Here is a 17,723-nt window from a genome sequence, read left to right as displayed (position 1 = left end):
CATTGAAAAATCGCGGGGCAAGCCTACTCCCACGCAGGTGATACCTGATGCGTGGGAGCGGGCTTGCCCCGCGATAGCGTTTTAACGCCAGATCAGCCGACCAGCGGATCACCGACATGCAGGATCTTCATGCCGTTGGTGCCACCGATGGTGTGGTAGCTGTCACCCTTGGTCAGGATGACCCAGTCGCCTTGCTCCACCAGGCCGCGCTTGAGCAGCTCGTCGACGGCCGCCTGGCTGACCTTGTCGGCCGGCAGCGACGCCGGGTCGAAGGCGATCGGGTAGACGCCGCGGAACATGTTGGCACGGGCCTGGGTGGCGCGGTGCGGCGACAGGGCGAAGATCGGCACGTGCGAACGCAGGCGCGACATGATCAGCGGGGTATAGCCACTTTCGGTGAGGGCGATGATCGCCTTGACGCCGGGGAAGTGGTTGGCGGTATACATGGCCGCCAGGGCGATGCTCTCGTCGCAGCGTTCGAAGGTGGTGTGCAGGCGGTGGCTGGACTTCTGGCTGGTCGGGTGCTTCTCGGCGCCCGAGCAGATACGGGCCATGGCCTGGACTGCCTCGATCGGGTAGCTGCCGGCCGCGCTCTCGGCCGAAAGCATCACCGCGTCGGTGTTGTCGAGCACGGCGTTGGCCACGTCGGACACTTCGGCGCGGGTCGGCATCGGGTTCTGGATCATCGACTCCATCATCTGGGTCGCCACGATCACCGCCTTGTTATTGCGGCGGGCGTGCTGGATGATCTTCTTCTGGATCGCGATCAGCTCGGCATCGCCGATTTCCACGCCCAGGTCGCCTCGGGCCACCATGACCGCGTCGGAGGCGAGAATCAGTTGGTCAAGGGTCTCGTCGTCGGCCACTGCTTCGGCGCGTTCGATCTTGGCCACCAGCCAGGCGCTGCCGCCGGCTTCGTCACGCAGCTTGCGGGCGTATTCCATGTCGCTGGCGTCGCGCGGGAACGACACGGCCAGGTAGTCCAGGTCCATTTCCGCGGCCAGCTTGATGTCGGCCTTGTCCTTCTCGGTCAGGGCCGGTGCGGTCAGGCCGCCACCTTTGCGGTTGATGCCTTTGTGGTCCGACAGCGGGCCGCCGATGATCACCACGCAGTGCAGGGCATCTGCGGTGGCCGTTTCGACGCGCATGACCACGCGGCCGTCGTCGAGCAGCAGCTCGTCACCGACGCCGCAGTCCTTGACCAGGTCGGGGTAGTCGATGCCGACGATATCCTGGTTGCCTTCGGTCAGCGGGTGAGCGGTGGAGAAGGTGAACTTGTCACCGACTTTCAGTTCGATGCGCTTGTTGGCGAATTTGGCGATGCGGATCTTCGGACCCTGCAGGTCGCCCAGCAGCGCGACATGGCGGCCGTTCTTGGCGGCGATGTCACGGATCAGGCGGGCGCGGGCCTTGTGCTCGTCCGGGGTGCCGTGGGAGAAGTTCAGGCGTGCCACGTCCAGGCCGGCGAGGATCAGCTGTTCGATCACTTCCGGCGAATTGCTGGCGGGGCCAAGGGTGGCGACGATTTTGGTACGGCGGATGGTCATGCACAGACTCCTATAGTGAAGCGCAGCGAAAGGCTACTCCTCAATTGCGTTGTAGTCATTGTTCCGTTGCACTACCTGCACGGTTGCGAGTATGGCGTTTGACCGGTCGCGATATGCTTGCAAAAGCCGGTGAAGATTTGTCGTGAAAGGCCGATACAGTGCCCATCAAAGGAGAATTTCCATGCGCACCCTGATCGTTTTGACCATGGCGGCCAGTGTCGTCGGCTGCACTCGCTGGTCCATGGACCACCACCTCAACAATGCCTATCGCGCCTATGACCGTGGCGATTGCGCGAAGGTCATGCTCGAGCTGTCGCAGGTCGACCGTACCAGCCGTGCCCGGCCGTTCATTCACCCGGAAGTGTCGCTGCTGCGTGGCCAGTGCCTTGAGCGCCAGAAGCTCTACGTCGACGCGGCGCAGACCTACCAGTACCTGATCCAGCAGTACCCGCGCAATGAATACGCCTACCGCGCCCAGGCACGCCTGCAGACACTGGAGAAGCTCGGCCACCTGCGCGGCAGCGAAGCGGCGGTGGCCAGTCCGGTGAACACTACACCTTGGCGTTAATCCCAAGGTGTCGATGATTTCATGTAGTCCGTCCGTCGGACTGGGCTAATCTGTTGGAGAGTTGTAACGATCATCGCCAGTACCTTGTCTTCCTGGCTCCAGGTACAGGACTTCACTGCGATCATGTTTATCGAGCGACACATACAACGTCACCAGCTGCCTTGCGTGCTCAAGGTCTTCAACCGCTGCACCGACCAGCAAATCGGCTATCTGGGCAATGCCTCGGAAGACGGCCTGATGTTGATCAGCCAGTTGCCGGTGCTGGTGGGGCCGGACTTCGAGCTGCAATTGCGGGTTCCCCTGGCCGGCGGTGGCCTGCAGTTCATCAACCTCACTGCCAGTTGCCTGTGGTGTCGTGAAGACGAAACGCCCGGACATTTTGATGCCGGCTTCATGCTGCTGCAGGCCCCTCAGGAATATGATGAGTTCGTCCGCTCCCTGCGCGACTTCTTCAGCTTCCGGCCGATGAACGCCTCCGCGTGAGGCTGGCCCAGCCCTCACGCGTGCCGTTAGACTCTGGTCGACCTTGTTACAGGACGACCCCGTGAGCTCCAGCATCTTCTGGCACGACTACGAAACCACCGGCATCAATCCACGCTGCGACCGCCCACTGCAGGTGGCCGGCGTTCGCACCGACCTCGACCTCAACGAGATCGAGGCGCCTATCAGCGTCTATTGCCGCCCCTCCGACGATATCCTGCCGCACCCAGCGGCCTGCCTGGTGACCGGCATCACGCCGCAGCAGTTGGCCAGCCAGGGGCTGTGCGAGGCCGAATTCATGACGCTGATCCATGAGCAGCTGGCCCGGCCCGGCACTTGTGGCGCCGGCTACAATACGTTGCGCTTCGATGATGAGGTCACCCGCTATAGCCTCTACCGCAACTTCTTCGACCCCTATGCCCGTGAATGGCAGGGTGGCAACAGCCGCTGGGACTTGATCGATGTGGTGCGTACGGCCTATGCGCTGCGCCCGGAGGGCATCGTCTGGCCACAGCAGGATGGGCGCACCAGCTTGCGCCTGGAGCTGTTGAGCAAGGTCAATGGCATCGATCATGGCCATGCCCACGAAGCGCTTTCCGACGTGCGGGCGACCATTGCCCTGGCCCGGTTGATTCGTGACCGACAGCCCAGATTGTATGACTGGTTGTTCCAGTTGCGCAGCAAGCATAAGGTCATGGAGCAGATCCGCCTATTGCAGCCCCTGGTACATGTATCCGGACGTTTCTCGGCGCAGCGCAATTATATCGGTGTGGTGCTGCCATTGGCCTGGCACCCGCGTAATCGCAACGCGCTGATAGTCTGCGACTTGCAACAGGATAATTCGCCTCTGCTCCAGGAGAGTGCGCAAGCATTGCGTCAGCGTTTGTACACGCGGCATGAAGACATGGCCCAGGGCGAACTACCGGTACCGCTGAAGTTGGTACATATCAATCGCTGCCCGGTGCTGGCGCCGCTATCGGTACTGCGCCCAGCCGATCAACAACGGTTGGGGCTTGAATTGTCGGTGTTGCAGGCACGGGCGGAGCAGTTGGCCAATCAGCAGATGACCTGGCGAGACAAGCTGGACATCATCTATCAGGAAGAGGGCTTTGCTTCCAGCGAAGATCCGGAGCAACAGTTGTATGACGGTTTCCTCGGTGAACGGGACAAACGGCTGAGCGAACAAGTGCGGTGTACCGATCCGGCGCAATTGGCCAAGGGGCAGTGGATGTTCGATGATCCGCGCATGCCGGAATTGTTGTTCCGCTATCGGGCGCGAAACTTTTCCGAAACCCTTGATGAACAAGAGCGTGCACGGTGGCATGAGTTCTGTCAGCAACGTCTTACAAACCCTGCCTTTGGTGCGCCGAACACCCTGGCCAATTTCGAGCAGGCATGCCAAGCCAGCCTGGCAGACGCCAGCGAGGCGGGGCGCCAGGTACTGGAAGCCTGGCAGGGTCATATCCGACAACTGAAAGTGCAATATCTGCTTTGAAATGTGCAGATAAACAAAAACGCCGGCGAATGCCGGCGTTTTCATGTTCAAGCCAGTACGCGGGTCAAGCTTATCAGTCCAGCAGTGTGGCCCAGCTTTCGACGACGTCGCCGCCCCACTTGGCTTTCCACTCTTTCAGGGTCTTGTGGTTGCCACCCTTGGTTTCAATTACCTCGCCGTTGTGCGGGTTCTTGTATTGCTTGACCTTGCGCGCACGTTTGGTGCTGGTGGTCTTAACTGCGCCACGTGGCGTCTTGCTCAGTTTGCTTTCCGGATCGAGCAGCGCGATCACGTCACGTAGCGATTTGCCATTTTCGGCCATCAGTTCGCGCAGCTTCTTCTCGAACTCCAGCTCTTTTTGCAGTTTGCCGTCCTGCGACAGATTGGCCAGACGGGCCTGGAGTTCCTTGATAGCTTCTTCGGTGGCGCGGTACTCGTTGATCAGGGACATGATGTGTTCCTTAATGCATGTTCGGAGAGAGACAGTAGGGCAATAATAGACAGACGAAACTCTCAAGTAAACAATTTAAAATTCAAGACTCAATTAATAGTAGGGCACGACTTCCCTGACGTTAGGTTAAGAAAAATTTACAATTTTCTTGAGCCAATGCCGATTTGCCCTTGGGAAATAGCAATTGGACCTGCGCGATCAAGCCTCCCGGCCAAGCCGCTCAGGTAAAGATGCTTACTGCGTTTTTCTCGCCAGGTCGCTAGAATATGCGCCTTTGCGAAGTTCTGGAGTCTCCCTCATGCGCACCTATCGACTGGTGATTGCCTGCCCCGACCGTGTCGGCATCGTGGCAAAAGTCAGTAATTTCCTGGCCCTTTACAATGGCTGGATCAATGAAGCCAGCCACCATTCCGATGAACAGAGCGGTTGGTTCTTCATGCGTCATGAGATCCGTGCCGAATCTCTCCCTTTCGGTATAGAGGCCTTCCGCGAGGCATTTGCCCCGATCGCCGAAGAATTTTCGATGACCTGGCGGATCACCGATTCGGCACAGAAGAAACGTGTGGTGCTCATGGCCAGCCGTGAGTCACATTGCCTGGCAGACCTGCTGCACCGTTGGCATACCGACGAGCTTGACTGCGAGATCCCCTGCGTTATCTCCAACCATGATGACCTGCGAAGCATGGTCGAATGGCATGGCATTCCGTTCCACCATGTACCGGTCGACCCGAAGGACAAGCAGCCGGCATTCGCCGAGGTATCGCGCCTGGTCGAGGAATACGGCGCCGATGCCGTGGTGCTGGCGCGCTACATGCAGATCCTGCCGCCGCAGCTGTGCCAGGCATATGCGGAAAAAGTCATCAACATCCACCATAGCTTCCTGCCGTCGTTCGTGGGCGCCAAGCCTTATCACCAGGCGGCGTTGCGTGGCGTGAAACTGATCGGCGCGACCTGCCACTACGTGACCGAGGAGCTGGACGCAGGCCCCATCATTGAGCAGGATGTGGTGCGTGTCAGCCATGCCGACAGCATCGAGGACATGGTCCGCTTCGGGCGTGACGTGGAGAAAATGGTCCTGGCCCGTGGCCTGCGTTATCACCTGGAAGACCGCGTGCTGGTGCACGGCAACAAGACTGTTGTGTTCAACTGACACGGGGCCGGCAAATGGCGGATCCACGTGACAAGGCCGGCGCTTCGGCGCCACCAACCTTGGGCGAGGGCTGCCTTGCCCGTTTCGATCCCGAAGCGTTGAGCGATGATGACGGCACCGAGTTCGCGGGTGCCGCCGAACTCTGGAGGCGGCTCAATCCGCCTGTCGGCGCCGACGATCCAGCAGTGGACGCGCCAGCAGATAAAGGAATACCGGCCCCCCGGCCAGCAGGTAAAAGTAGTAGGTAACCGCGCGCCAAATGAGGATCGCCGCGGCTGCCGTCGAGCTTCCTACCAGCGGTGACAGCAAGGCCGCCGAGGTCAGCTCCGCCGCGCCCGCGCCGCCCGGCAGCAGGCTGAACTGCCCTGCACTGAGCGACAGCATCTGCACCAGGAAGCTCGGAATCCACGCCAGGTCGACGCCCAACCCCCGCAGCACCAGATAGAGCACGCTGTAGCGCAGGCACCAGTGCGCGCAAGTGAGGAAGAACACCGCCGCCAGCCTGCGCCGTGGCATGCGCAAGGTATCCGCCAGGGCATGGGCAAAGCGCAGTACCTTGCGCGCCCAGCGCAGCCTGCGTTGCGATGTCACGCCCAAGCGGCGCAGCAGCCGGCCATTGCCACGCATCACCGCGTGCCGATAGCGCACCAGCAGGACGATCACGGTCAAGGCGATACACAGCAGCAAGGCGCTGCCCATCAACATGTGTGCCTGGCTCTGGCCAAGACGATGGAACAGGGCATAGGCGGCGATCGCCAGCATGGCGCAGAAGAAGAACAAGAGGTCGTTCAACTGGTCCATGGCGAACACCGCGCCGCTCCGTGATGGAGCAATACGCTCGCGTGCCAGCAACGTCATCAGGGTAAGCGGGCCGCCGGTGCCCCCGGGGGTGGTGCAGATGGCGAACTCGGTGGCGATGATCACCCCAAGGCTACGCATCCGGCCCACCTGGGCGCCTTGCTCGCCGAGCAGCAGGCGCAGGCGGATGGCATTGATCGCCCAGCACAGCAGGATCATGCCGAGCAGCAACATCATCAGCCCGGGTGCGAAAGACTGGAGCCGGGGGAGCAGCTCGCTGCCACCAAGCAAGGCGGGCACCAGCACCGCCAGCAGCAATGCCAGGCCGAGCCAGCCCAGGCGGGTCATGGGGTGGCCTGGCGCTCCAGCCAGGCCGACTTGGTCAGTGGCTCACGGCCTTGCTCCAGCAGTTGCCGCAGGGTCTGGAGCCAGTAGTTGCGCGCGCTGGGGTGTCGCATGTCGACCGGATGCAGGCCTAGTCGCAGGGTGTCGGCCTCACGCCAGCGTCGGCGTTGCCAGTCGCTGACCACCCTCGACAGCCCGCGGCGCCAGGCGCTGCGGGCGCTCCATACCAATCCGGGGGCAGCGAAGGCGGTGAAATCGGGTAGCCGGTACAGGTGCCTTGGCGTGCTGGTGTAGCGTAGCGGCAGTTGGCGCAGCGCCGCGCGCGTGCCTTCGCTCATCAGCCAGGCAGGGGCGACGAAGCCTGCCACTGGCCAGCCCTGTTGCCCGAACAGCGTCAGCCCGGCTTGCAGGCGCTGTAGTGCGCTGGCCTGGTCCAGGCTGTGAAACTCGCCTTCGTGGGTGTAGATTCGGCGCTCGACGTATTCGCGCGGCCCGCGTGGCGGAGGACCGTCGTCGGCATGATAGTAGCCGTGCAGGGCCAGTTCGTCACCACGAGCCAAGCGCCGTTCGAGCAGGCGGCAAAACTCGGGCGAACGCGTGAGTGGGTTGCGATGGTGGAAGTCCGGAACTACCAGCCAGGTCATGGGCACGCCACCCATGTCGTCGATCGCCTGGACGAAGGGTTGGTAATCCGGCCAGGTTTCCGGCGCCACATCGTGTAGCACCAGCATCAGGCTGCGGTTGGCCAATAGGGTCTCAGCCATGGGCGCGTACCGGCAGCGAATGGCCGAGCACTGCCTGATAGTGCTGAAGCAGGCCATTGACAACGTTGTCCCAGCTGTAATGACGCTCCACGTGTTGACGCGCCTGGCTGCCAAGCGCGCGCACGCCGCTGTCGAAGATCTCGCGTACGGCATTGGCCATGGCCCTGCCATCGTTGGGCAGGCACAGGCGGCCGCACTGCTCGCCGACGATCTCGCCGAAGGCGCCGGCGCGCACAGCCACTACCGGTGTCCCACAGGCCATGGCCTCGAGAATCACCAGGCCGAAGGTTTCCTGATCGCCGGCATGTACCAGCAGGTCGGCGCTGGCCAGAAGCCGGGCGACCTCGTCGGGTGGGCAGAAGTGGTCGATCACGCTGACATTGCCTGGCACCCCGGCCGGCATGTTCGAACCGACCAGAAGCAGGTGGTAAGGCTGTCCGAGCAGCTGCATGCAGTCCAGAAGCACCGGCAGGTTCTTTTCCCGCGAACCGCGGCCGGCGAAGACCAGCAGGCGACTATTATCAGCGATGCCCAGTTCGCGGCGCAGGCCTGGGTCGTGCTTGTCGGGGTGAAATTGCACTAAATCTACCCCTAGCCGCTGCACATGGACATTCTCGACACCCAGCCTGCGCAGCTTGTCGGCCATCACTTGGCTGGGCGCCAGTACCCGGTCGAAATGTCCATAGAGTTTGCTGACGTAGGCCTCGACATTGGGGGTGAACCAACTGCCCATGCGATTGCTCACCAGTAGTGGCAGGTCGGAGTGATAGAAGCCGATCACCGGCACATCAAGTTGGCGCCGTGCCTCCAGGGCCGCCCAGGCGGTGAGGTAGGGATCGCCAACTTCGATCAGGTCGGGTTGCAGACGACGCAGTTCCTTGCACCAGGGGGCCAGACGCACCGGGAAACGGTAGCCGTTGCCGAATGGCAGGGGCGGCGCTGGAACATGGTAGATGCCGTTGACCTGGCTGGCGCTGGCGCCAGGAATCAACAGGCTGTGGCGAACGCCAGGCATGGCGTCTAGACGGCGATGTTTGGCATCAAGATAGGTTCGTACGCCGCCGCTGGCTGGGGCATAGAACATGGTGATGTCGGCGATGTGCACGATCAGCATCCCTCCGGGATCGTCCTCGGTGTGTCATCAGGCGGTAAAGGGCCGGCGATGACGCGCCTTAGGGTTGACCTTCTTGGAGGATAGTTTGTTCGATCAGGGTTTGGCTGGGCCCGCTCCCACGCAGGGTGGGAGCGGGTGAAGGGTCAGATGCGGAAGCTGCCGACCAGATGTTTGAGGCGACCGGCCTGCTGCTCCAGGTCCGAACAGGCGCGCAGGGTGGCCTGCAGGTTCTCGACGCCTTCCTGATTGAGCATGTTGATCTCGTTGATGTCCATGTTGATCGAATCGACCACGGCAGTCTGTTCTTCGGTCGCGGTGGCCACCGACTGGTTCATGCCGTCGATCTCGCCGATGCGCTGGGTGACGCTGCCCAGGCGCTCACCGGCCTGATTGGCGATGTCCATGCTGTCCTGGCTGTGGCGCTGGCTCTGGCCCATGGTGTCGACCGACTCGCGGGCGCCGACCTGCAGCTCCTCGATCATGGTCTGCACCTGTTGCGCCGACTCCTGGGTGCGGTGCGCCAGGTTGCGTACCTCGTCGGCGACCACGGCGAAACCACGGCCGGCCTCGCCAGCGCGGGCAGCCTCGATGGCGGCGTTGAGGGCAAGCAGGTTGGTCTGCTGGGAAATGCTGGTGATCACCTCGAGGATCTGGCCGATGTTCACGGTCTTGTTGTTCAGCGTCTCGATATGCTCACTGGAGGTGACGATCAGGTCCGAGAGACGGTTCATCGCATCGATGTTGCGCTGCACCACCTGCTGACCTTCCTCTGCCAGCAGGCGAGCGGAACTGGCGTGCTGCGAGGCCTGGGCGGCATTGCCGGCGATCTCCTGGGCAGCGGCGCCGAGCTGGTTGATGGCGGCGGCGACGCTGTTGGTGCGGTTGGACTGCTCGTCGGAGTTGGCCATCGATGAGTTCGAGGCGCTGATGACCCGCAATGCCACTTCGTTGACCTGTTCGGTGGCCGATGACACCTCACGGATCGAGCCATGGATGCGTTCGACGAAGCGGTTGAAGGCGGTGCCGAGGATGCCGAACTCGTCGTGATTGTGGATTTCCAGGCGGCGGGTCAGGTCGCCTTCGCCTTCGGCGATGTTCGACATTGCACGGGTCATGGTGTGCAACGGCTGCATCAGTACGCGGATCAACAGGCCGAGCAGGGCGATGATGATCACTACCGCAACCACTGTGGCGATCACCGCCGAGGTGCGGAAGGTGCTGAGCATCGAGAAGGCCTTGTCCTTGTCCACCGACAGGCCGATGTACCAGTTGGCCGACGGCAAGCCTTTGACCGGGGTGAAGGTCAGCAGCCGGGTTTCGCCATTGAGCGTCACTTCGGTCAGCTCGCTGGATAGCCGCGGTGTGTTCTGTGGGAACAGGTCCGACAGCGACTTCATCACCAGGTTCTTGTCCGGGTGCACCAGGATCTTGCCTTGGTCATTGACCAAGAAGGCATAGCCCATGCCGCCGAAGTTCAGCGAGTTGATGATCTCCACCAGGCCGTCGAGGGCTAGGTCGCCACCGACCACACCCACCGAGCGCGAGGCGGTGCTGATGATCGAAATGACCATCTTGTTGGTGGCCATGTCGATGTAGGGTTCAGTGAGGATCGGGCCGCTGGCGTTCAGGCCGTCCTTGTACCAGGGCCGCACGCGCGGGTCGTAGCCGTCGGGCATCTTGGTGTCCGGGCGTACGGTGAATGTCCCGTCAGGCTGGCCCAGGTAGATGGTCAGGAAGCTCGAAGTGAGGGCGTTCTGGCCCAGCAGTGTGCCGGTGTTCTGTGGGAACTGTGCGAGGTTCTGGGCGACGTTGTCGACCAGTTTGATGCGTCCTTCGAACAGGTTGCGGATGTTGGTGGAGGTCGATTCACCCATCTCGGCCAGGTAGTTCTCCAGGTCTTCGCGAATGGCATTACGCTGGAGATAGTCGTTGTACAGGGTGAACAGGCTGAAGGCGAGTATCACGATCAGTGATGCCGCCAGAAGAATCTTGTGGCTGAAACGAAGGCTTTTGTTCATAACGTGATCGTGTCCGCTAAGGTTTTTATCGGGTCGTTCGCACAAAGCACGGCTGGAAAACAGTGCAACAATTCCCGTGGGTCCTTTTCGGGTTGTTACTGTCTTTCTGGTAAGAGTCACTCTGAACTATCGGCTGTAACGCGGCAGAACTTGAGTGGGGGATGAAAGAAGATGTCAGATTTCTTACGAATGGTTGTAGGTGCAAGCCCGGATGGTCAGCCCATATCCCAAGCCATGCGCCTGGCCAACCGGCATGGCCTGGTGGCCGGTGCCACGGGGACTGGCAAGACGGTTACCCTGCAACATCTCGCCGAGCTGTTCAGTGACGCCGGGGTGGCGGTTTTTGCCGCGGATGTGAAGGGCGACCTGTGTGGTCTCGGGGCGGCGGGTGCGCCGCAGGGAAAGGTGGCCGAGCGGATTGCCGGGATGCCCTGGCTGAAACACACGCCCCAAGGCTACCCGGTGACCCTGTGGGATGTCGCGGGCCAATCAGGGCATCCCCTGCGTACCACCTTGAGTGAAATGGGGCCGCTGCTGCTGGGCAATCTGCTGGAGCTTACCGACAGCCAGCAGGCGGCCTTGTATGCGGCGTTCAAGGTAGCCGACCGTGAGGGCTTGCTGTTGCTCGACCTGAAGGACCTCAAGGCCCTGCTCGCGCACCTCAAGGAAAACCCGCAATTGCTGGGGGAGGACGGCGCGTTGATGACCAGTGCTTCCACGCAGGCTCTCTTGCGCCGGCTGGCGACCCTGGAGCAACAAGGGGCCGAGGCATTGTTCGGCGAACCGGCGCTGCAGCTCGAAGACCTGCTGCGCCCCGAGGGCGACGGGCGCGGCCGCATCCACCTGCTCGATGCCAGCCGCTTGGTACATGATGCCCCTAAGGTCTATGCGACGTTCCTGCTGTGGCTGCTGGCAGAACTGTTCGAGCAACTACCGGAGCGCGGCGATGCCGACAAACCTGTGCTGGCGTTATTCTTCGATGAGGCGCACCTGCTGTTCAACGGCACGCCCAAAGCGTTGCAGGACCGCCTGGAGCAAGTGGTGCGGCTGATCCGCTCCAAGGGCGTGGGAGTGTATTTCGTCACTCAGTCGCCGGGGGATCTGCCGGATGCGGTATTGGCCCAGTTGGGCTTGCGCATCCAGCATGGCCTGCGCGCCTTCACCGCCAAGGAGCAGAAATCATTGCGTGCAGTGGCTGATGGGTTTCGGCCGAACCCGGCGTTCGACAGTTTGGCGGTGCTTACCGAGCTCGGTATCGGCGAAGCCCTGGTCGGCACCTTGGAAGAGAAGGGCACGCCAGCCATGGTTCAGCGGGTGTTGATCGCGCCGCCACAGTCGCGGATCGGACCCTTGAGCGTGGCTGAGCGCAGTGCGCTGATCGCGGCGTCGCCGTTGGCGGGGCATTATGACAAGCCGATCGACCGTGAGTCGGCTTATGAAATGCTCACGCAGCGCAAGGGCGCGCCGGTGGAGCCGGTTCCCCAGTCCAAGGCCGGGGAAGACAGCTTTGCCGACAAGGCCGGCGAGTTCCTGCAGAGCGCGGCGGGGCAGGCGATCAAATCGGCGGTGCGCCAAGCGGCCAATCAGTTGGGGCGCCAGTTGGTGCGGGGGTTGATGGGGTCGCTGCTGGGCGGGAAGAAACGTTAAGCCTTATTGGGCTAAACGCGGAGAAAATCGCATCGGCGCACCGCCGCTCCCACGAAAAAGGCGCCCTGTAAGGGGCGCCTTTTTCAGTACTGCATCAGCACTCAGCTAATGGCCTTGGTGGCCAGCCAGAACAGGCCGGCTGCCAGGCCCATCGACGCCGGCAGGGTGAGCACCCAGGCCAGCAGGATGGTTTTCACGGTGCCGCCTTGCAGGCCGCTCTTGTTGGCAACCATGGTACCGGCCACGCCGGACGACAGTACGTGGGTGGTGGACACCGGCAGGCTGAATACGTTGGCCATGCCGATGGCGCAGGCCGCGGTGATCTGGGCCGACATGCCCTGGGCATAGGTCATGCCCTGCTTGCCGATCTTCTCGCCAACGGTCAGCACCACGCGTTTCCAGCCGACCATGGTGCCCAGGCCCAGGGCCAGGGCGACGGCGACGATCACCCAGAACGGGGCGTATTCGGTGGTGGCGGTCAGGTCCTTGCGCAGTTTATCCAGGTCAGCCTTTTCACGAGGCTCCAGGCCAGGCAGCTTGCCGACCTTCTTCGCCGTGTCGTCCAGGCACAGCAGGTAGCGGCGCACTTCGACGCGCTTCTCGGCGCTCAGGGCGCGATAGTCGGTCACACCGGCGAGCGACGATTGCAGCGCGGCGATGGTGGGCTCGGTCTGCTGTGGATTGCAGCTGAACTGCTCCGGCAGGTCGCTTGCCTGCGCCTTGCCCAGCGCCAGGAACTCGCCAAGGGTGGCGGCGTTGCGCTGGTAGAACTGGCTCAGGTGCAAGGTGGCGTCACGGGTGCGCTCGATCTGGTAGGTGGTGCTGTTCAGGTCGAGGACGAACTTGGCCGGGACGATACCGATCAGTACCAGCATGATCAGGCCGATGCCTTTCTGGCCATCGTTGGAGCCGTGCACGAAGCTCACACCCATGGCCGAGATCACCAGCACCAGGCGGTTCCAGAACGGCGGGTGCTTCTTGTCGTCAAGCTTGCGGCGCTGGTCAGGGGTCTTGTGCATCTTCGACAGCGGGCGCCACCATTTCAGGCCAATCAGCACCAGGGCGGCGACAGCAAAGCCGGCCATTGGCGAGAGCACCAGGGACATGGCGATATCAATGGCCTTCTGCCAGTTGACGCCGTCACCCAGCGGAATGTCGCTGAGCAGGGCGTTGGCCAGGCCGACCCCGAGAATCGAGCCGATCAGGGTGTGCGAGCTGGACGCCGGAATGCCGAAGTACCAGGTGCCCAGGTTCCAGGTGATGGCGGCGGCCAGTAACGAGAAAACCATGGCCAGGCCGTGGCCGGTGTTCACATTGATCAGCAGTTCGACCGGCAGCAGGTGGACGATGGCATAGGCCACCCCGACACCACCGAGCAGAACGCCGAGGAAGTTGAACACGCCAGAGAAGAACACGGCGAGGTGCGGTGGCATGGCCTTGGTATAGATGACGGTGGCTACCGCGTTGGCGGTGTCATGAAAGCCATTGATGAACTCGAAGGCGAGCACGAAGGTCAGAGCGAGCGTCAGGCTCACGATAACCCAGGCATCCAGTCCGCTGAATAAATCGATCATGAAGGTTGTCTGGCGGTCTTAGGGGGGGCGGATTATGCCAGAAAACGATGGCAATCGATGCACCTGCGGCTGACCGATGGCAGGCAAATGCCAACATGGCACAAGCAGCCAGGTGCCGGGTAATCGCAAAAAAACGCCGTTAAAAATCGATAAAATTCAGAAAAATCAGCTATTTGAGGTGATTTTTACTGGGCTTGCGCAATTAAAACGACTGTATGAAATTTGTGTGATTCCATTTCATATCACAGGTTTTTGCTCATCCGGCTGGCTTCAGACCCTTCCTGGGTGATAGCGCATTGGCATCGATCGGCTTCAGTTGTCGTCGCTGCGCAGTTCCTTTTCGATCTTCTCGATTTCCTGGGCGAACGCCTGGTCGAGAACGCTGGCACGTTTACGCCAGGGCTTGCGTTCCGGATCGGGTTGCGCGGCATAGGTGGTGACTTCACCACCGTAAACATCCTTGTAACGTTCAGCCTGGCGCTCGAGTTCCGCGCGCAGTTCTTCTTTCGTCACAGTAATACCTGATTAGGTTGAAGTTGGGCGTCAGCCTTTAAATACACACGCAGAATGCGGATATGTCGGCAAGCCGAACAATTCATTGCAGCGAAATGGCAATGTATGAGTTGGCAAGCTGCGGTGCAGCACACGGCGAGCCACTGCAAAGGCAGGGACTGGCAGTCTAAAGGCAACGAAAGTGCGTCGATTGGATCCGTTAAACGGTGCTTGCAATCAACACCGGCAATTATAGCAATCGCCCGGTTGAAGGCTATCGTTCTTTACCTGCAACTGACAATAGACCTGAAGTTTGTTGTGCAGCCTATAAGCCCTTTGTCGTGCAGGCATTCAAAAGGTTCAAGTCGATGGCAAGCAAAGTTCGCCGGCCACTGTCAGAAATGAAAACGGCCTCGCTTAAGGGCGAGGCCGTTGCCTGGGACTTCTACGGTGGGTACCTGACCAGTCTCTCCAAAGAAGCCACATGTGGCAGGGGAAAGGTATAAGCAAAAGTGTCAGCGGTCAATTGCGATTATCGGCCGTTCGTTCGATAATCGCACGAGGTAGCGATTTTTTTGAGGCATGCCCATGAGTGAAGAAACCAGCGGCCAGTCAGCCCACGAGTCCGCACGCAGTAGCAGCCCCACCCTGGCCCCGCCGATCGTGGCATCGGCGGCCAAGCGTATCCAGGCGTTCACCGGCGACCCCGACTTCATGACCTCCCTAGCCCGTGGCCTGGCAGTGATCCAGGCCTTCCAGGAGCGCAAGCGCCACCTGACCATCGCCCAGATCAGCCACCGAACGGAGATCCCGCGGGCCGCGGTGCGGCGCTGCCTGCATACCCTGATGAAGCTGGGTTATGCGACCACTGACGGGCGTACCTATTCGCTGTTGCCCAAAGTGTTGACCCTTGGTCATGCCTACCTGTCATCCACGCCATTGGCGGTGTCGGCTCAGCCTTATCTGGATCGCATCAGCGACCAGCTCCACGAGGCGGCGAACATGGCCACGCTGGAGGGCGATGACATTCTCTATATCGCACGCTCCGCAACGGTCGAACGGCTGATCTCGGTCGACCTTTCAGTCGGCGGGCGATTGCCGGCCTACTGCACTTCGATGGGCCGTATCCTGCTGGCGGCATTGGATGATGCCAGCCTGCACGAATACCTGGAACGAGCCGACCTCAAGGCCCGAACCAGCCGTACCCTGCATGATCCGGAGTCGTTATTTGCCTGTATCCAGCAGGTGCGTGAGCAAGGTTGGTGCGTGGTGGACCAGGAGCTGGAACAAGGGTTGCGCTCGATTGCGGTGCCGATCTATGACGCATCCGGTCAAGTGCTGGCGGCGCTTAATGTCAGTACTCATGTCGGCCGCGTCAGCCGCGGGGAGCTGGAGCAGCGTTTCCTGCCGATCTTGCTGGCGGCAAGCAGGGATTTATGTCATCAGCTATTTGGCTGAGCCCGCCGGGGCGCATTGCGCCCCAACGCCGAAAAGCAGGCGCCCGTAGCGACCCGGCTCAGCTGGCTTTCCAGTGATGCGGCCATTGCAAGCAACACCGTACTTTGCTCGTGCGCAGGAGCGTTGAACACATCACGCCGTTTCCTGTTCGATAAACGCACAGTGTCGCTCTCGGCGAATTGCGCCGCCCACGCCTGCTGATTAATGTCTGTCGCACCTGTCGGCTGCGCCGACCGGATAATAACAACAGGCCCGAGGGCATCCCCATGACCACTGTCCCTTCGCTGTCGCGGTCGCACCCGCGCACGGTGCTGCTGCACTCCGGCTGAGCCTCGGCCGTCGTATCCGCTGTTCCCTGTTCCAGTGCAACCGCCCTGCGCGGTAGCCTGCCTGTGCCCAACTCCCGGATAAAAATAATGAACAAGCCACAATCCGCTGTCGGCAACTGCCTCGACGTCCAGTCCTTCATCAACGCCCAGCCGCTGTCCCGTTATCAGTGGCGGGTGGTGATCCTGTGCTTCCTGATCGTCTTTCTCGATGGGCTGGACACTGCCGCCATGGGCTTCATCGCCCCGGCGCTGTCCCACGAGTGGGGCATCGACCGGGCCAGTCTCGGCCCGGTGATGAGCGCCGCACTGATCGGCATGGTGTTCGGCGCCCTCGGCTCCGGCCCGCTGGCCGACCGCTTCGGGCGCAAGGGCGTGCTGGTAGGAGCGGTGCTGGTGTTCGGTGGCTTCAGTCTGGCCTCTGCCTACGCGAGCAATGTCGACCAATTGCTGGTGTTGCGCTTTCTGACCGGTCTGGGCCTGGGGGCTGGCATGCCCAACGCCACCACCTTGTTGTCGGAATACACCCCGGAGCGCCTCAAGTCGTTGCTGGTGACCAGCATGTTCTGTGGTTTCAACCTGGGTATGGCCGGCGGTGGTTTCATCTCGGCCAAGCTGATCCCGGCCTACGGCTGGCACAGCCTGCTGGTGATCGGTGGCGTGCTGCCGCTGCTGCTGGCCGTGGTGCTGTTGGCCTGGTTGCCGGAGTCGGCGCGCTTTCTGGTGGTGCGCAATCGCGGCGCCGACAAGGTGCGCAAGACCCTGGCGCCGATCAATCCTGAACAGGTAGCCCAGGCATCGAGCTTCCGCGTGCCGGAACAGAAGGCGGTGGCGGCGCGCAACGTGTTTGCGGTGATCTTCTCGGGTACCTATGGCTTGGGCACCGTATTGCTGTGGCTGACCTATTTCATGGGCCTGGTGATCGTCTACCTGCTGACCAGCTGGCTGCCGACCCTGATGCGCGACAGCGGCGCAAGCATGGAGCAGGCCGCTTTCATCGGCGCATTGTTCCAGTTTGGCGGGGTGCTGAGCGCGGTGGCAGTGGGTTGGGCCATGGACCGTTTCAACCCGCACAAGGTGATCGGCATCTTCTATTTGCTCGCAGGTGTGTTCGCCTACGCCGTTGGACAGAGCCTGGGCAACATCACCTTGCTGGCGACCCTGGTGCTGGTTGCCGGCATGTGCGTGAACGGCGCGCAATCGGCCATGCCCTCGCTGGCGGCGCGCTTCTATCCGACCCAAGGCCGTGCCACAGGCGTTTCCTGGATGCTCGGGATCGGTCGCTTCGGCGCGATTCTCGGCGCCTGGAGCGGGGCTACGCTGCTGGGGTTGGGGTGGAATTTCGAGCAGGTGCTGACGGCACTGCTGGTGCCAGCGGCATTGGCCGCGGTGGCTGTCGTGGTGAAAGGGTTGGTCAGCCACGCGGATGCGACCTGAGGTCTGGGAGGCTCGCTCCTGCAGGATCGTATAAATAGCAGGGTAACAAATCGTTCGAT

The 17,723-nt window shown here is 61.6% G+C and carries 16 protein-coding genes and 1 pseudogene; 8 read left to right on the top strand and 9 right to left on the bottom strand.

Going from position 1 to position 17,723, the window contains the following annotated elements; all coding sequences use genetic code 11:
* Nucleotides 1-92: 92 nt before the first annotated feature.
* Nucleotides 93-1,547, bottom strand: a complete 1,455-nt coding sequence (pyk, locus tag BMY03_RS02640; RefSeq protein ID WP_023631128.1) for a pyruvate kinase — start codon at nt 1,545-1,547, stop codon at nt 93-95.
* Nucleotides 1,548-1,728: 181 nt separating this feature from the next.
* Between pyk and BMY03_RS02635 the strand changes: the two genes are divergently transcribed.
* The 3 genes from BMY03_RS02635 (at nt 1,729) to sbcB (ending at nt 4,090) form a co-directional block, all read left to right on the top strand.
* Nucleotides 1,729-2,115 carry a tetratricopeptide repeat protein gene (locus BMY03_RS02635; RefSeq protein WP_023631127.1) on the top strand — a complete coding sequence of 129 codons (387 nt, stop codon included), beginning with the start codon at nt 1,729-1,731 and terminating at the stop codon, nt 2,113-2,115.
* Nucleotides 2,116-2,238: 123 nt separating this feature from the next.
* Nucleotides 2,239-2,598 carry a PilZ domain-containing protein gene (locus BMY03_RS02630; RefSeq protein WP_023631126.1) on the top strand — a complete coding sequence of 120 codons (360 nt, stop codon included), beginning with the start codon at nt 2,239-2,241 and terminating at the stop codon, nt 2,596-2,598.
* A 61-nt stretch (nt 2,599-2,659) separates the two neighbouring features.
* Nucleotides 2,660-4,090, top strand: coding sequence for an exodeoxyribonuclease I (gene sbcB / locus BMY03_RS02625; RefSeq protein ID WP_094010178.1), 1,431 nt, complete (start codon nt 2,660-2,662; stop codon nt 4,088-4,090).
* Nucleotides 4,091-4,163: 73 nt separating this feature from the next.
* Here sbcB and mvaT read toward each other — a convergent pair whose 3' ends face one another.
* The gene (mvaT, locus tag BMY03_RS02620; RefSeq protein ID WP_094010177.1) at nt 4,164-4,541 is read right to left on the bottom strand and encodes a histone-like nucleoid-structuring protein MvaT; all 378 of its coding nucleotides are present in this window, start codon (nt 4,539-4,541) and stop codon (nt 4,164-4,166) included.
* Nucleotides 4,542-4,839: 298 nt separating this feature from the next.
* On the opposite strand from mvaT, the gene purU reads away from it, so the two are divergent.
* A complete protein-coding gene (purU, locus tag BMY03_RS02615; RefSeq protein WP_094010176.1) occupies nt 4,840-5,691 on the top strand; it encodes a formyltetrahydrofolate deformylase in 852 nt (283 codons plus the stop codon).
* Nucleotides 5,692-5,705: 14 nt separating this feature from the next.
* The gene (locus tag BMY03_RS26520) at nt 5,706-5,939 is read left to right on the top strand and encodes a glycoside hydrolase family protein (RefSeq protein ID WP_081941206.1); all 234 of its coding nucleotides are present in this window, start codon (nt 5,706-5,708) and stop codon (nt 5,937-5,939) included.
* Here the strand turns inward: BMY03_RS26520 and gpgF are convergent.
* The 5 genes and pseudogenes from gpgF to BMY03_RS26855 form a co-directional block, all read right to left on the bottom strand.
* On the bottom strand, nt 5,845-6,837 hold the full coding sequence (gene gpgF / locus BMY03_RS02605; RefSeq protein WP_094010175.1) for a glucosaminyl phosphatidylglycerol flippase: 993 nt from the start codon (nt 6,835-6,837) through the stop codon (nt 5,845-5,847). The two genes, BMY03_RS26520 and gpgF, sit on opposite strands and share 95 nt — an antisense overlap.
* On the bottom strand, nt 6,834-7,598 hold the full coding sequence (gene gpgD / locus BMY03_RS02600) for an N-acetylglucosaminyl phosphatidylglycerol deacetylase (protein WP_038705517.1): 765 nt from the start codon (nt 7,596-7,598) through the stop codon (nt 6,834-6,836). The genes gpgF and gpgD overlap by 4 nt, the downstream gene beginning before the upstream one ends.
* A complete protein-coding gene (gene gpgS, locus BMY03_RS02595; protein WP_094010174.1) occupies nt 7,591-8,712 on the bottom strand; it encodes an N-acetylglucosaminyl phosphatidylglycerol synthase in 1,122 nt (373 codons plus the stop codon). The genes gpgD and gpgS overlap by 8 nt, the downstream gene beginning before the upstream one ends.
* Before the next feature lie 143 nt (nt 8,713-8,855).
* On the bottom strand, nt 8,856-9,620 hold the full coding sequence (locus tag BMY03_RS26860; RefSeq protein WP_371041571.1) for a methyl-accepting chemotaxis protein: 765 nt from the start codon (nt 9,618-9,620) through the stop codon (nt 8,856-8,858).
* Nucleotides 9,621-9,713: 93 nt separating this feature from the next.
* Nucleotides 9,714-10,586, bottom strand: a pseudogene (locus BMY03_RS26855) (cache domain-containing protein); the annotation flags it as partial.
* Nucleotides 10,587-10,901: 315 nt separating this feature from the next.
* On the opposite strand from BMY03_RS26855, the gene BMY03_RS02585 reads away from it, so the two are divergent.
* The gene (locus BMY03_RS02585) at nt 10,902-12,377 is read left to right on the top strand and encodes a helicase HerA-like domain-containing protein (protein ID WP_094010172.1); all 1,476 of its coding nucleotides are present in this window, start codon (nt 10,902-10,904) and stop codon (nt 12,375-12,377) included.
* A gap of 101 nt (nt 12,378-12,478) precedes the next feature.
* Here the strand turns inward: BMY03_RS02585 and BMY03_RS02580 are convergent, their stop codons facing one another.
* Both BMY03_RS02580 and BMY03_RS02575 read right to left on the bottom strand, forming a co-directional pair.
* Nucleotides 12,479-13,951: an inorganic phosphate transporter gene (locus tag BMY03_RS02580; protein WP_023629967.1), complete on the bottom strand. Its 1,473-nt coding sequence runs from the start codon at nt 13,949-13,951 to the stop codon at nt 12,479-12,481.
* 312 nt (nt 13,952-14,263) lie between these two features.
* Complete coding sequence (locus BMY03_RS02575; RefSeq protein ID WP_023629966.1) at nt 14,264-14,464, bottom strand: hypothetical protein; 201 nt, start codon at nt 14,462-14,464, stop codon at nt 14,264-14,266.
* 567 nt (nt 14,465-15,031) lie between these two features.
* Between BMY03_RS02575 and pcaR the strand changes: the two genes are divergently transcribed.
* Nucleotides 15,032-15,901 (top strand): pca regulon transcriptional regulator PcaR, encoded by an 870-nt coding sequence (gene pcaR, locus BMY03_RS02570; protein WP_094010171.1) that lies wholly within the window; start codon nt 15,032-15,034, stop codon nt 15,899-15,901.
* A 416-nt stretch (nt 15,902-16,317) separates the two neighbouring features.
* A complete protein-coding gene (gene pcaK, locus BMY03_RS02565) occupies nt 16,318-17,664 on the top strand; it encodes a 4-hydroxybenzoate transporter PcaK (RefSeq protein WP_038705520.1) in 1,347 nt (448 codons plus the stop codon).
* Nucleotides 17,665-17,723 lie beyond the last annotated feature (59 nt).

The sequence above is a fragment of the Pseudomonas soli genome, assembly GCF_900110655.1.
In the GTDB taxonomy this organism is placed as follows: Bacteria; Pseudomonadota; Gammaproteobacteria; order Pseudomonadales; family Pseudomonadaceae; genus Aquipseudomonas; species Aquipseudomonas soli.
This window is presented reverse-complemented; position numbering and strand designations above follow the sequence as displayed.